This is a genomic window from Pedobacter kyonggii (assembly GCF_004310665.1).
GTDB lineage: Bacteria > Bacteroidota > Bacteroidia > Sphingobacteriales > Sphingobacteriaceae > Pedobacter > Pedobacter kyonggii.
The window spans coordinates 1-15,827 of sequence record NZ_SIXF01000011.1; the positions used below are offsets into that span (position 1 = coordinate 1).

Below are 15,827 nucleotides of genomic sequence, written 5' to 3' on the forward strand. Positions count from 1 at the left end.
GCGATTTTAGAAACAGATTTTAAGCCCGAAAAAGCATTGGCGAAAGTAATGAACGACCGTTTGATCTGTACAGCGAAGGAACTTCGGGAGGTGCATTTTAAGCCTTTGTCAGGCAGGGGATTTTCAGACGATGATCTGGTTGTCTACATCAGTTACAACCCGAAATACAAGATCCGCTTCCGGATCGTGAATGATGTTCCTGCTGATATAGAATATTTCGTAGCCGAATGCTGCGGCAGATTGGGCTTTATCCTTTGGAGGGCAAATGCGATAGGGGTAAGCACTATAATATCAGAATCCGGGAAGGACATCACCGTCGCCACCGGCTGAACCTCATTGCTTTGATCTCAATCAAATCAAGTTCTGAGGTTATGGCTTTGAAGAACTTTGTGCGTCGCTTGTTCAGGTATTTACTTACCATACTAAGATACTAGCCTGGTTGGGGTAAGTTTATTTCTAATCCTGCTTAAAGTTTCAAGGCGCATTCCCAGATAAGTTGCCATGTATCTTAATGGAATCCGTGATAATTCCACCTTGGAATTTTCTTCAAATTCCCTATATCTTTCTGTTGCCATTGGTATCCTTGCTAAGATCGCCCGCTCCGAGGCTAAGTAATATTGGTGAGCCAGCATTTTTCTTCCAATTATGTTTGCCTCAGCAAAATTTTCATATAGGAAATCAATTAGCTTATATGGAATGCAGATTAGTTCTGCATCCTCCAGGGCCTGGATGTATTCTGTGGAATGCTTTGCATTTCCATCCGGATTTCTGAATGCCCCAATAATTTCGTTTCCGAAACTGAACCAGGTCGTTATATCTTTTTTGCCGACCTTTATAAAACCCCTTACCAACCCCTTTATCAGGTAATATAAACAGGCATTGTGATCAATTGGCGAAAGTAGGTATTTGTTTTTTTTTACATTTATCATGCTGACATGATCATAATATGCCGCTTTGTAGTCTCCTTATAATATACAATATTGTGCTAGATAGTTGAACAGGTATGGCAGGTAATGAGTCTTCGGATCTTTTATCATTATGGTAATTCGGCTTCATGTAATATTTTCAGTATCTGTTTTTATCAGTCACTCCATATTATCTGTGACTAGGCGATAGCGCTATCTGATTTTTTAAAAATCTAACGGGGGCAGGTAACAATAGATACAATTGCTTCCCCGAAATGTTTTCAAAATCTTACAGAAAATCATATTTGAGGTTCCGTTTTTTTTGGACGAAGCATTCAGCAAAACAATTGCCGTTTTCAATTAACCTAATTGTAGAATTCGCATGTTTCATTGAACTTTTTTACAAAGTTACATGTTCCGCACATTTGTAGCCATTTTGCTAAATAAGTTCAACCAAAAGCAAAAAAAAAATCAATTATAGCTTAAGCATAAATGATATTTCATTAAAGACGGTCATAAATTCAAATTATTGACTTAATTCTGCGAAACTTGATCTTTAAAATAACAGATGAATTTGAAACAAATCAATTCAGGTTTTAGAACCTGTTGTTGAAAATGTTCCTCAATTATATGATTCAAAAAGCTGCTGTAGATCGGTTGCCAGGTTAAGCCTAATAGACAACTTTGTCTAAGAAAGGTGCAGATATATCATCGGCGTAATGCTTTTGGAGAACGAGTTCTTCGACCCTCTTTGTTATCCTTTGGCTGATCTTCTTTTCCTTCGTCCGATGGTTATAGAAACGCGGAGTTCTGCAGCAACATCTTTTATCGATATTTTCTATTCATCTCCTTGGCATATTTCGCTGAGGTTTTAAGATTCAGTTACCTGTGGGTTCAAGGCTGTTAAGTATGCTTCACTCGACAACAGAAAAACCTCTGGTTAGATGAGCATTTTCTCCTGACGTATTTTACCCAATAAACATAATTAGACAAAGTTTTAAAGGACCCCGTGATGTAGGTATGCTGACTTGCGGGCACGAGTATCTTCCATTGGGAGCCTGTACTTTGAACCAGGCAGTCTGATCCGGTCTGCATGGTTAACGCTAACTGTGGCCCGTTTAACCATCCAGGTTGATTATTTTAGAATGATCTTAAGTGGATCCGATGTTTTTTCAGGTGGTATGTATACTTTGTTTTATTTCCATTTTTTGAAGTAAAGGTTACCTCATAAATGCCCAGGAAACCGCTGGATTCGGTTTTTTCGTTGACGCCTGTTTTTTTTGTCAGATTGGTCATCCATTGTTTTGTCACCAGATTTCTCCATGCTTCCGCATTCGGCTTTTCTGTCCAGTCTTTTCTGAACATTGCGGCATCAGGCTTCCATTGGGCACTTTCCCAAAATCCCCACATGGTAAAACCAGTAACTGATGGATGGCTGTAACATGCAATAAGAAAATCTCTGGTATAATCCGCTTGAAGGCTTTTTTTGGATGGTGTTTATAATGAGGTTTGGGTTGTTCTTGGCTGTCCCCTGCGGTCCGGGCCATCTGCTGTATCTTTTGTTCCAAAGGGATGCCGCGTTTGTCCCTGGCAGGGCAGTAGTATACAAGATAGGGATATTGATTTGTATTGCAATACGCTAAACCTCAGATCGGTGGCGGTATAGTAAAGGGCTATGATCCTAAATTAAAATAGATGCTAAGCTATTAAGCAGCGGTTTTATTGCGCTGCAAAGCGCGGGCCATTCTGTTGACTTTAAGAACATTGAAATAAAAGATTTGTCTAGTGTAAAGAGAGTCGTTAAAAGTAAAAGGTTGTTCCTGGTCAACAATTACAGGAACATCTGTGTTTATAATTCATTTTCTATCTTGCAATATTAAATTGTTATTCTGACTTAAAGAATAACATGCACGAATTTTATAAAACGAATTTTTAATGTTTACAGGGAAAACCATAATTGCATTAATCTTCTTACTGATTTCGTTTGCGGGTTTAGCTCAGCAAGGCCAGATTCAGTTTTCTTGTATAAATATTTCCGATGGGCTCTCTCATAATCAGATAAATACAATTCTTAAAGATAATAAAGGTTTTATTTGGATTGGTACCCTTTCTGGATTAAATCGTTTTGATGGTCAGAAGATTAAGATTTTTAAACACGATCCGAGAGACCCTAAATCAATAAGCGATGACTTTATTGTTAATATCTTTGAACTGCCAGATAACAAGTTATATCTGGAAACCAAGAATGGCGCTAATATCTATGACGCGGAAACACAAAGTTTTATAAGGGATGTGAAACCTTACCTGAAGGAGTTAAACATTATTGCTAAAAAGATCATAGAAATAGTAAAAGATGGTAAGGGCGGTTTTTGGTTCAATGCAGGTGACGAAGGCGTCTTTAAATATGATACGCTGAGCAAAAAAAGTATTCATCTAAAACTGAATACCGGGAATGCCGCATCACTAGCCGGTTCTCCAGTTTCTGCATTACAGAAAGGGCCTAATGGAGACATTTGGATTATTCATACGGATAAGACCATTGAGCAGCTCAATAGCTCTACTGGGAAAGTGCAAAAGCGTATCTCGGTATTCAAACATACCAATCCTTTGTCTTTTCAAAACTTTAAACTGTTTGTTGATAACGTGTCTGATCTATGGATATATACCCTGAATAGCCAGAGAGGAGTAGATTTTTATGAAACCAAAACCGGGAAGACCAGATTTATAGACAAGGCACCAAATGGTCTGAATAACAATCTGATCAGCAGTATCATTCAGGATGATAAAGGATTGATTTGGATAGGAACCGATCATGGCGGTGTTAACCTGCTGGATAAAAGAAATTTTAGTGTCAGGTATCTTGTTAATAAAGAGGACGACGTTAAAAGTATTGGTCAGAATGCCATTTTAACCTTGTATAAAGACCATTCGGGGATAATATGGGTAGGAACATTTAAAAAGGGCGTTAGCTTTTATCATGAAAAGATCCTCAAATTCCCGCTCTATAAACACCAGAATGCAAATCCCCGTGGGCTGATTTATGACGATGTAAACCGTTTTGTAGAAGATGGACTGAATAACATCTGGATTGGTACGAATGGAGGTGGGCTATTTTATTTTAATAGAAAAACAGGTCAGTTTAAAAGGTATGTGCATGAACCTGGAAATCCAAACAGTTTGAGTAACGACATTATCGTAAGTCTGTTTATAGATCGTGATAAAAAGCTATGGGTAGGGACTTATTTTGGCGGGTTAAGTTGCTTTGATGGCACAAAGTTTATTCATTATAAACACAATAGCCAGGATGTAAACAGCCTTATTGATGACCGGGTATGGGATATTCTTGAAGACAGGAAAGGGAATCTATGGATTGCTACTTTAGGCGGTGGACTGGATAAATTCGATAGAAGCAAAGGCATTTTTATTCACAAAAAGGTAGGAGAAAAGAATGGTATAATTTCAAATTCGCTTTCCTGCTTAATAGAGGATAGAAAAGGCAGTATTTGGATAGGGAGTTCGGAAGGGGTTGATGAAATGAAACCAGATGGCCGATTCGTTCATTACAAAAATAAACCAGGCGATAAAAAATCGTTGATCAATAATGTTGTTTATGGCATGATGGAGGATAGCTATGGTTTTATATGGATATCCACACGTGATGGGTTAAGTCGGTTAAATCCTGAAACTGCAGCGTTCCAGAATTTCGATAATAAAGATGGGCTCACTGAAATGACTACTTTAAAAGTGGTTGAAGATAATGACAAAAATCTTTGGGTAAGCACTGCAAATGGTTTGTTCGAGGTTATTGTCAAAAAGATAAATAAGGACAAATTCTCTTACACCTTTCGTAAGTACGATGAACATGACGGTTTGCAGGGCAATGCATTTAATGCCAATGCAGGGTTTAAGACCAAATCGGGAGAGCTTTTATTTGGAGGAGCAAACGGCTTTAATCTTTTTAAGCCTGCCGACATCAGGAATGACATTACCAAGCCTGTTATCGTTTTTACTGATCTGCAGATTTCTAACAGGAGCATTGGCATTGATGACCAGGTAAATGGAAGGGGCATATTAAAGAAGTCTATTATTTTTACAAAAGATATAAAGCTGAACCATAACCAGAATGGATTTGCGCTTGAGTTTGCAGCATTGAATTTCTTTAATCCTCAAAAAATAAAATATCGGTACAAGCTCGAAGGATTTGATCTGCACTGGCAGGAACTTCAGGGAAATAACCGATTGGCAACTTATACCAATATTGATCCAGGTGAATATACTTTTAAAGTGGTTTCTACTGATGCTTCGGGAAATTGGGTGAATAATGAGACCAGCCTTAACATTACCATTATGCCTCCATTTTGGAGAACAACGCTGGCCTATATCATTTACGCATTGTTAATTGGTGGTATGCTGTTTTTCATCAGGCATCGTGGCATTCAACGGATAAGGAAGGAGTTTTTAATAGAACAGGAACGACAACAAGCCAAACGGATGCATGAACTGGATCTGCTTAAGATAAAATTTTTTACCAATGTAAGTCACGAATTCAGAACGCCCCTATCGCTGATCATCACGCCACTTGAGAAACTGATCAAACAAGCTCAGGATTCAGAAAGACCGCAACTTCAAATGATTCAGCGGAACGGGCGCCGCTTGCTGAATCTGGTAAATCAATTGCTGGATTTTAGAAGAATGGAGGTACACGAATTAAAACTGCACCCTAAAACAGGAGATATCATTTCTTTTATTCAGGAGCTGTCATTTTCCTTTAGTGATATAGCCGACAGAGAGAACATCAGTTTTACTTTTCAAACCGATAGAAAGAGCCTGATTACCTTTTTTGATCATGATAAAATTGAAAGGATACTGTTTAATCTCCTTTCGAATGCTTTTAAATTTACACCACAGGGTGGTAAAGTGAAAGTAAGTTTGCTCACTACCATTAATGAACGAAAACGAACCCAGTTGATTCTTAAAGTTTCTGATACGGGTATTGGTATTCCTGAGGATAACCAGGCAAGGATATTCGAAAGGTTTTTTCAAAATGATGTTCCCGGTTCCATTGTTAACCAGGGCAGTGGTATAGGCTTGTCAATTACCCGGGAATTTGTAAGGCTGCATGGTGGGCATATTACGGTTGCCAGTATTGTGAATGAAGGAACTGAGTTTACAGTTTACCTTGTTTTTCCTAAAACAGATATAGGACCATCTGGTTCAGAAGCTAAGCTCGATCTGGTCATTACTGCCAGGGCAGAAGAAAATGAGATAAGTGATCCTAAGGTTGTATGGAAAAGTAAAAAGCCGATGCTCATGCTGGTGGAAGATAATGAGGATTTTAGGTTTTATTTAAAAGACAACTTAAAAGAATACTACCAGATAGCCGAGGCCGCCAATGGTAAAGAAGGCTGGCAAAAAACACTTTCTATACACCCTGATTTGATTGTTAGTGATGTGAGTATGCCTGAAATGAACGGTATTGATCTTTGTCGGAAAATTAAAGCGGATAAGCGTACGGCTCATTTACCTGTGATATTACTTACTGCATTAACTACTGAAGACGAACAATTGATGGGCCTTGAAACCGGTGCCAATGATTACATGACCAAACCTTTTAACTTTGAGATTCTTTTATCGAAAATAAGGAACCTACTGCAGCAGCAGGCACTTTCAAAAAAGACCTACCAAAAGCAGGTAGAGTTTAAACCACTGGAAACAGAAATTGAATCTGTTGACGATAAGTTCATCAGACAGTTGTCTTTTCATATAGAAAAACATTTGTCAGACTCCGGCTATACTGTCGACCAGTTAAGTGCAGACATGAATATGAGCAGGGTAGGTTTATACAAAAAAGTACTTCCGCTAACAGGTAAATCACCTGTAGCATACATACGCTCTTACAGGTTGCTAAAATCTAAACCGCTATTACTGAAATCGCAGATGACTATTGCCGAAGTTGCTTATGAAGTAGGCTTCAGTAACCCCAAGCATTTCAGTAAATATTTTAAACAGGAATTCAATATACTACCATCGGCATACGCATTAACAAAACTTGATAAATAGCCCATTCAACATTTATTAGGCTAATTTGTTAACATACGGATACCTAATTGTTATCATTCGAGTGCCCTCGCTTTTTTTGGGTGCATATACCTTTAGAAATAAATCAACCAGGTATAAACTGTATTTATTTCTATGCAAAAAATTAGGGTGGGCACCGTAATATTTATAGGTAGTATTCTACTTTATTTAAATGTAAACGGGCAGGTAAAAAATGATGTGCAAACAACTTCAGGGATTGAAATTCCTATTCAAAATTCTGCCTCAGGAATTAAAAAAATAAAACTTCAACCGGTATCCGATCAGATCATTCATGTAACTGCAATTGCGACAGACAAGTTTCCTGACGACAAAAGTTTAATGGCTGTTAAGCTTTCAGATGCTGCTGTTAAATTTACAACAACCAACACACCCGACCAGGTGACCTTAAGTACTTCATTGTTAAAGGTGGAAGTATCCACAAAAACCGGTTTAATTACTTATCGTGATGCCAACGGTAAAGTATTACTGGCCCAAACAAAAACCGAAGGCCTTTCACTTATCCCTAAAGTATTTAATGGAGAGCCGTCCTATCAGGTTTCTCAGCTGTTCGATGCGCAGGAAAATGAAGCATATTACGGTTTGGGACAGCACCAGCAGGGACTGGTAAATTATAATGGACGCAGGGTAGATCTTGTGCAGTACAATACAGAAATAGGCGTTCCCTTTTTTGTTTCTAATAAAGGTTATGGGCTGCTTTGGGATAATTATTCGATTACCCGCGCTGGCGACATAAGAGATTACCAGCCTTTAACTGCATTGAAATTATTTTCTAAAGAGGGAGATGAAGGATGGCTTACCGCTTCCTATACTTCGAAAAGTGAACCAGGCAAGGTATTGCTTAAGCAACCTATATCTGAACTATCTATAAACTGGTTAACAGACCAGCATAAATTTCCTTCAAGCATAAAAATGCAGGATGCCGTGGTGCATTATGAGGGAGCCGTAGAAAGCGGTATGGAGGGGCTGTACCAGTTCCAGCTAAAATATGCAGGTTATATTAAAGTTTGGTTTGGTGAGCAGCTTGTTGCCGATTTTTGGCGTCAGGCATGGAATTCGGGATCGGCAATACTAGATCTGGAATTAAAAAAAGGTAAGAAAACCAAAATTAAGATTGAATGGATACCGGATGGCGGAGAATCTTATCTGGGACTAACCTGTTTGCCTCCTTTGCCGGAATCATTAAAAAATACCTTTGCGCTTAGTTCCGAATCTGGTGCCTCAATTAACTATTACTTTATTGGGGGTGCAAATGCCGATCAGGTAATTAGCGGGTACCGCACAGTAACGGGAAAAGCCGTGTTAATGCCTAAATGGGCGATGGGTTTTTGGCAAAGCAGGGAACGCTATAAAACGCAGGATGAAATTTTATCAACCGTAAAAGAGTTCCGTGATCGTAAAATCCCGCTTGATAATATTGTACTGGATTGGTCATATTGGAAGCAGCCGGAATGGGGTAGTCAGCAGTTTGATCCTGCACGTTTTGCTGATCCTGATGAGATGATCAAATCGCTTCACCAACAACACGTGAATCTGATGATTTCTGTTTGGCCTAAGTTTAATAAAGGTTTTGATATCTATGACAAGTTTAACAAAGAAAATTTCCTTTATAAAAGAAATATTGTTGATGGGCGTGTAGATTGGATAGGCAAGGGATATTCAAATACATTCTACGATGCTTTTAATCCGAAAGCAAGAACAGCATTTTGGGAATTGATGAATAAAAGATTGTATAGTAAAGGTATAGATGCCTGGTGGATGGATGCTACGGAACCTGATATGCATTCGAATTTACCGGTGGAGATTAGAAAAGACCTCATGAATCCAACGTATGAGGGGTCATCGACAACTTATTTTAACGCATTTCCATTGGTTAATGCCAAAGGCGTTTATGAAGGGCAACGTAAAGCCAACAACGAAAACAGGGTCTTTATTTTAACACGTTCTGCTTATGCTGGCTTGCAAAGATATGCTGCTGCGGCCTGGAGCGGGGATATCGCTTCAAGGTGGGAGGACATGAAAACCCAGATCGGTGCAGGTGTAAACTTTTCTCTTTCGGGCATGCCTTACTGGACGATGGATGTTGGTGGTTTTTCTGTTGAAAAGCGCTATGAAAATCCAGGCAAGGAAGACCTGGAAGAATGGAGAGAACTAAATACCCGTTGGTACCAGTTTGGAGCTTTTGTTCCCTTGTTTAGGGTACACGGACAGTTTCCTTTTAGAGAGATCTATAACATTGCGCCAGAGGGGCACCCTGCTTATAAAAGTATGCTGTACTACAATAAATTGCGCTATAGACTGATGCCTTATATTTATTCAATTGCCGGCAATACCTATCATCACGATTATACCATGATGCGAGGTTTAATGATGGACTTTCCTCAGGACCTTAAAGCTTCTAATTTGCCAGATGCCTTCCTTTTTGGCCCTTCTCTATTAATTAATCCTGTTTATAAATATAAAGACAGGAATAGGGAAGTGTACCTTCCATCAGGACAAGGCTGGTATGATTTATATACAGGCAGGTATATTAAAGGCGGGCAAACCATTAAAGCTGATGCACCATATGAAAAGATGCCTGTGTATGTGAAGGAAGGATCTATTATTCCTACAGGACCGGAATTACAATACACTTCAGAAAAAGCTGCGGATCCGATAACACTGTTTGTGTACACCGGTAAAAATGCTTCATTCTCCCTTTATGAGGATGAGGGTACCAATTACAATTATGAGAAAGGTGCTTTCGCTACGATAGATTTCAGTTACGACGAAAAAACCAAAACGCTTACGGTGGGTAGTCGCCAGGGGAGTTTCAATGGGATGCCGGAGAGTAGAACATTTAAGGTCGTAGTGATTACCCCCAAATCAGCCAAGGCATTAGAATTTAACCAAAAGGCAAACTACAGCCTTACCTACAACGGTAAGGCAACTACAATCAAGCTCTAACCAGAATTAAACCAATATAAAATGAATCAGTTATTTACTAAATTTTTAAGAACGGCATGAAAAAGAATTCTATAATTAAAGGAGAACATATTTTTCTGTTGATGTTTCTTTCACTGCTTGTTTTCAGCGAATCTTTGTTTGCGCAGCAGCGTCAGATCAGCGGAAAAGTGACTTCAGCGGATGGGCTCCCTATACCAGGTGCGGTAGTAAAAGTTAAAGGAAAAACCGGTGGAACCGGAACGGGTAGCGAGGGTGCGTATACCATTAATGCCCAGGCTGGAGATATACTCCAGATTAGCTCTGTTGGTTTTGTATCTAAAGAAGTGCAGGTTGGACAAAGTGCTACAGTTAACATTAGTTTAGCTGAAGATAAACAGCAACTCGACGAAGTAGTGGTAGTGGGCTACGGTGTTCAGCAAAAGAAACTGGTAACCGGTGCCACAGTTCAGGTTAAAGGAGAAACGCTGCAAAAGCAAAGTACTACTAACGCATTGCAAGGCTTACAGGGACAAACTCCAGGTGTACAGATCACATCTACTTCCGGTCAGCCAGGCGAAAACATCAAGGTAACCATAAGGGGTTTAGGTACCATTGGCAATGCATCGCCGCTATATGTTGTGGATGGCGTGCTTACAGGTGATATCACTTATTTAAATTCATCAGATATCGAATCGATCGATGTTCTAAAAGATGCTGCATCTGCGGCTATTTATGGTTCTCAGGCGGCTAATGGTGTTGTGTTGGTTACTACACGGCAAGGTAAACGTGGGCAGAAAGGGCAGATTACTTTTGATGCTTACGCAGGCGTACAAAATGTTGCAAAAAAATTAGAATTGCTCGATGCTTCGCAATACGCAGCTATGATGAGCGAGGCTGCTGTAAACGGCGGGAAGCAGCCACTATTTACTAATGATGAAATAAAAGCTTTTGGCAAAGGTACAAATTGGATGGACGAGATGTTTGTAGACAATGCACTCACACAAAATTATGCACTTGGCGCATCTGGTGCATCTGAAGCTTCAGTTTATTCATTAGGTTTATCCTATACCGGGCAGGAAGGTATTGTGGGGGGTAAAGGCCTGTCCAATTACCAGCGCTACAGCTTTAAAATCAATTCTGAACATAACTTTTACAAAGATATCATCAAAATTGGTCAGCACCTTACCTACACAGATATTAATAATAACGGTATAAGTGTTGGTAATCAGTATAATAACACTTTATGTGGAGCATTTAGTGCCAGCCCATTTTTGAAGATGTATGATGAGAATGGAAACTTCTTCGATAACAGCAAGTCTACATGGAATAATGCTGAGGCAAATCCTTATGCATCGATGGTATATAACAGCCAGAACAAAAATAATACTCAGCGTATACTTGGTGATATTTATATGGTAATTGAACCGGTTAAAAATCTGAAATTCAGAACCAGTTTAGGTATGGATTATAGTGCAGGCGAAAGTCGTTCTTATACCCCTGTCTACAGCCTTTCGGTTTACACTTATAACCTTGTTAACAAAGCCAGCCAGTCGATGAATAAAGGTAAATCACTGATCTGGGATAATTTGTTGAGCTATAAATTTACGTTAAGTAATGACCATACTTTTGAAGCTATGGTAGGAAGTTCTGCATATCGTGCAGATGGTTCTAGTATTTTTGGAACCAATACAAATTTGATTGCTGATAATTTTGATTATGCCTGGCTAAGTAACGCAACGGGTAAAAACATAGCGGGTATCACTATTGGGGGTAGACCTAACGATCCGGATCGCAGGTTATCTTATTTTGGTAGGTTAAATTATAATTACAAAGAAAAATATTTATTAAATGCCACTTTCAGAGCAGATGGTTCTTCACGTTTTGGCCCGGCAAACCGCTGGGGGTATTTCCCTTCTGTTTCCGCAGGCTGGGTAGTAACAAATGAGAATTTTATGCAGGGACAAAAGGATTGGTTAGACTTTCTTAAGGTCCGTGCCAGCTGGGGGCAGGTTGGAAGTCAGAATATAGATGCGTTTCAATATCTGGCACCAATTAAGCTAAATAATACAAATTATATTTTTGGTCCTGATGAGGGTGTACTTACTCCTGGCGGCTACCAAGAAAGAATTAGTAATCCCGCAGTGAAATGGGAAACCTCAGAACAGACCAATATCGGATTTGATGCTAATTTTTTGCAGGGCAAATTTGCGTTGAATTTCGACTGGTATAATAAAACGACTAAAGATTGGTTAATAGCTGTACCGATTCTGGCCACAGCTGGCGCCAATCCTCCTTTTATTAATGGTGGTAATGTGAAAAATACAGGTATAGAACTGGCCCTTACTTATAAAAACAAGGTGGGTGGATTTAATTATTCTGTTGGAGTTAATGGCGCTTATAATAAGAACAAAGTTGAAAATATTCCTACTTCCGATGAAATTATTCACGGTGGTGAGAATGAATTGTTCAACAATGCACTTGAGTTCTATCGTGCTCAGACCGGATTCCCAATTGGCTATTTCTGGGGGTTAAAAACAGCGGGCATTTTTCAGAATGAAGCCGAGGTTCAAAATTACAGATCTGCCAATGGTAAGGTAATACAACCAACCGCTGCTCCCGGAGACGTTAAGTACGTAGATATTAATGGAGATGGTATGATAGATAATCTGGATAGAGGCATGATTGGTAATCCGAATCCGAATTATACATTTGGTATCACACTTTCGGGTGATTACAAAGGCTTCGATTTTTCTGTTGTAGCTTCTGGAGTTGCCGGAAATGATATTGTTCAATCCTACAGAAATCCGTCTAGTCAGTTTGGTAATTATACCACCCGGATACTCGATAGATGGCACGGAGAGGGCTCATCGAACACCATTCCGCGTTTAACTGAAGACAACCGGAATTGGAGTAATTTCTCTGATCTGTATATTCAAAAAGGTGATTTTTTAAGGATCAGCAACATCACTGTTGGTTATGATCTTGGCAAGGTATTTAAAAAGAGCTACCTGAAACAGGTAAGGTTATATGCTGCTGCATTAAACGTTTACACCTTTACAAAATACGATGGAATGGACCCAGAGATAGGTTATGGTACCCAAGGATTCGCGTCTGGTATAGACTTGGGTTATTACCCAAGACCAAGAACATTCATGATAGGAGCCAATCTTAAGTTTTAACTACAAGATCATAAAAATATGAAAGCTATAAAAATATATGCTTTTGCACTAAGCCTTTTATCTTTAGGCGCCTGCAAAAAAAGTTTTCTGGATACTGAGCAAGTGACAGCAGTAACAGATCAAAATTTTTACAAAACACCAAAAGATGCATTTACTGCACTTGTTGGTTGTTATGATGGATTACAGGTGGTGTGGTCTGAGGGGATTGCTTTGCCTGTCGCAGCCGAAGTAATGTCGGACAATACTTTTGGTGCAACCGGAAATTCTGATGGTTTTGGTTACCAGATGATTGATGAATTTGATAAGTCGCGTTCACCATCAGATCAAAATTTATATAATCGAAACTGGGTTTTGTATTATAGAGCGCTGTTTCGCTGCAATGTGCTATTGGGTAAACTAGATCAGATAGAATGGGGTAGTGATACCCAGTTAAGAAAAACATACGAATCTGAGGCCCGCTTTCTGCGTGCTTACCTGCTATTTGATATGGTTAGACTTTGGGGTAACATTCCATTGTTAACGGCTCCATCTACCGAAAATTTACCACAAAGTAATCCAGATGAAGTTTATAAGGTAATTGCTGACGATCTTAAATTCGCTGCAGTAAATTTACCGGAAGTTGCTTACCCGGCTCAGGCTGTAGCCAATCATGGTAGGGTTACCAGATATGCTGCTGAAGCCCTGATAGGTCGCGTATTCCTGTTTTACACTGGTTACTATGCAAAGGCAGATTTAGTTGGTCTTGTATCTAAATCAGAAGCTCTTGCATATCTTGAAGATGTAATTACAAAAGGTGGATATGGTTTAATTGAGGATTTTGCCAACTTATGGCCTGCTGCATCACCAACAGCTTATGCAGGTGAAGATAATAAGGAAACCATTTTTGCAATAAAATATACTTATACAAGTGATTATGATGGCAATACCGATGGCAACCATTGGATGATAATGACAGGTATCCGTGAGCAGGCACTTTACCCGTATGGAAACGGATGGGGTGCTGAAACAGTAAACCCTAAACTATGGAATGCATATCTGCCAACTGATACAAGAAGAGTAGGCTCTATCATTTCTATTGCCGACGAAAAACTCCCCTTCACCAATCAAAAAGGTCAAAGAGAATATACCGGTTACTATGTAAAAAAATACAGCCCAATGATCGGTTTAGATGGCAAACCTCTACCAGAGGCACATGGTAATACCAACTTCCAGATTGGTCAGTTCCAGGATTATGTATCTATCCGTTATGCCGATGTATTATTGATGGCAGCAGAGTTGGGAAGTGGAAATGCCCAAAGCTATTTTGATGCTGTTAGGCAGCGTGCATATAAGGATGCATTTATACCGCTTGCAATAAGCCAGGCTAACATCATTAAAGAACGCAGACTGGAATTTGCTTTCGAAGGAATACGCTATTATGATTTACTGCGTCAGGGAATAGACAAAGCGGCCCAGGAAATTGCCGAAACTTCAACCGTATCAAATGGTGGTGTAAGTGCAGAGAAAAAAATATCTGCCGCAAATATCATTGCTACAAAAGGTTTGCAGCAAATACCATATACCCAGATCGGTCTTTCTAATGGAACGTTAAAACAAAATGCAGGCTGGTAACAGATCATCTATTTTAATTATTAAAGAAATGAAACTATATATAAAAATATTTGCAATGCTGATGCTGCCTTTGCTGTTCAGTGCTTGCAAAAAAAATGAGCACAGTCTCGATAGGACGCTCGATAAATCAGAAATCCAATATACGGTAACCCAGGATCTGCAGGCCGATGCCGGTGGAAATACTGTAATTCTTAAAAATGCCACCCCCGGGACTATATCCATGTGGGATTATGGAACAGGAACCTCCAGAAGGATGATAGATACGGTTAAATTTGCCTTTAAAGGAGATTATGTGATTAAATTTTCTGTACTCAGCGGAGGATTAGAAGTGAAGATGGATTCTGTAGTCGTAAAAGTTACACAAGATAATTTGAACTACGTGGACGACCCACTTTGGATAGCACTTACTGGCGGTGTGGGTAAGGAGAAAGAATGGGTATTGGATACGGAAGGTGTTTATTTTGCAGGGCCTTTTGCATTTTATGGAGTAAATATTGGTTGGCTTAAAGACGGTGGTCCATGGGGTTCCAATACCACAGGATGCTATGGTGCCGATTGCTGGAATTGGGGTCCGGGACTTGCCGACATCTATCCAAATATGATGGCCAAAGGTGATTATGGGGTAATGACCTTTGGATTAAAAGGAACTGCTTCTTTTAAAGCCGTTAAGCCTATGGAAAATGGAATTATACAAAATGGAACTTTCTTTTTAAATGTGAATTCGAAAATGTTAACCATTAATTCGGGTTCAATCCTTAGAGGATATAAACCTGCAAAGAATGGAATTACAGGAATAAGTAACTGGACAAACTATAAGATCTTATCTCTTGATGAAAATACACTTCAACTTGGTGTGATTAGAGATAAGGATGTTGATGGCGAAGGACAAGCAATGCTTTCTTTTAATTTTATAGCAAAGTAATCTGCTTTATTGCTTAGGCTTCATCTTTATTCAGGTGAAGCCCGAGTTTTTTATGAAAAGACATTTGTACACAACAGCTTGTTGTTGTGTAGTTATTATAAATAGATTTTAAGCCAAACATCGAGATTATAGCCCAGTTTAGCAATTCGTTATAGAAATGAATTACGTTATCAAACGCTACGTTAATGA

The 15,827-nt window shown here is 39.2% G+C and carries 8 protein-coding genes; 6 read left to right on the top strand and 2 right to left on the bottom strand.

What is annotated here, in order from left to right:
• Window positions 1-330, top strand: a 330-nt coding sequence (locus EYS08_RS12785) for a hypothetical protein (protein WP_131030411.1), incomplete at its 5' end; no start/stop codon positions are given.
• A 92-nt stretch (window positions 331-422) separates the two neighbouring features.
• Here EYS08_RS12785 and EYS08_RS12790 read toward each other — a convergent pair.
• Both EYS08_RS12790 and EYS08_RS12795 read right to left on the bottom strand, forming a co-directional pair.
• Window positions 423-929: a Crp/Fnr family transcriptional regulator gene (locus EYS08_RS12790; protein WP_131030412.1), complete on the bottom strand. Its 507-nt coding sequence runs from the start codon at window positions 927-929 to the stop codon at window positions 423-425.
• A 1,116-nt stretch (window positions 930-2,045) separates the two neighbouring features.
• The gene (locus tag EYS08_RS12795; protein WP_131030413.1) at window positions 2,046-2,315 is read right to left on the bottom strand and encodes a hypothetical protein; all 270 of its coding nucleotides are present in this window, start codon (window positions 2,313-2,315) and stop codon (window positions 2,046-2,048) included.
• A gap of 525 nt (window positions 2,316-2,840) precedes the next feature.
• On the opposite strand from EYS08_RS12795, the gene EYS08_RS12805 reads away from it, so the two are divergent.
• The 5 genes from EYS08_RS12805 (at window position 2,841) to EYS08_RS12825 (ending at window position 15,638) form a co-directional block, all read left to right on the top strand.
• Window positions 2,841-6,965 (top strand): hybrid sensor histidine kinase/response regulator transcription factor, encoded by a 4,125-nt coding sequence (locus tag EYS08_RS12805; RefSeq protein WP_131030414.1) that lies wholly within the window; start codon window positions 2,841-2,843, stop codon window positions 6,963-6,965.
• Window positions 6,966-7,097: 132 nt separating this feature from the next.
• Entirely contained in the window at window positions 7,098-9,947 is a 2,850-nt protein-coding gene (locus EYS08_RS12810; protein ID WP_131030415.1) for a glycoside hydrolase family 31 protein, read from the top strand.
• 56 nt (window positions 9,948-10,003) lie between these two features.
• Entirely contained in the window at window positions 10,004-13,105 is a 3,102-nt protein-coding gene (locus EYS08_RS12815; protein WP_131030416.1) for a SusC/RagA family TonB-linked outer membrane protein, read from the top strand.
• 18 nt (window positions 13,106-13,123) lie between these two features.
• Window positions 13,124-14,716 carry a RagB/SusD family nutrient uptake outer membrane protein gene (locus tag EYS08_RS12820; RefSeq protein ID WP_131030417.1) on the top strand — a complete coding sequence of 531 codons (1,593 nt, stop codon included), beginning with the start codon at window positions 13,124-13,126 and terminating at the stop codon, window positions 14,714-14,716.
• A gap of 28 nt (window positions 14,717-14,744) precedes the next feature.
• A complete protein-coding gene (locus EYS08_RS12825) occupies window positions 14,745-15,638 on the top strand; it encodes a hypothetical protein (RefSeq protein WP_131030418.1) in 894 nt (297 codons plus the stop codon).
• Window positions 15,639-15,827 lie beyond the last annotated feature (189 nt).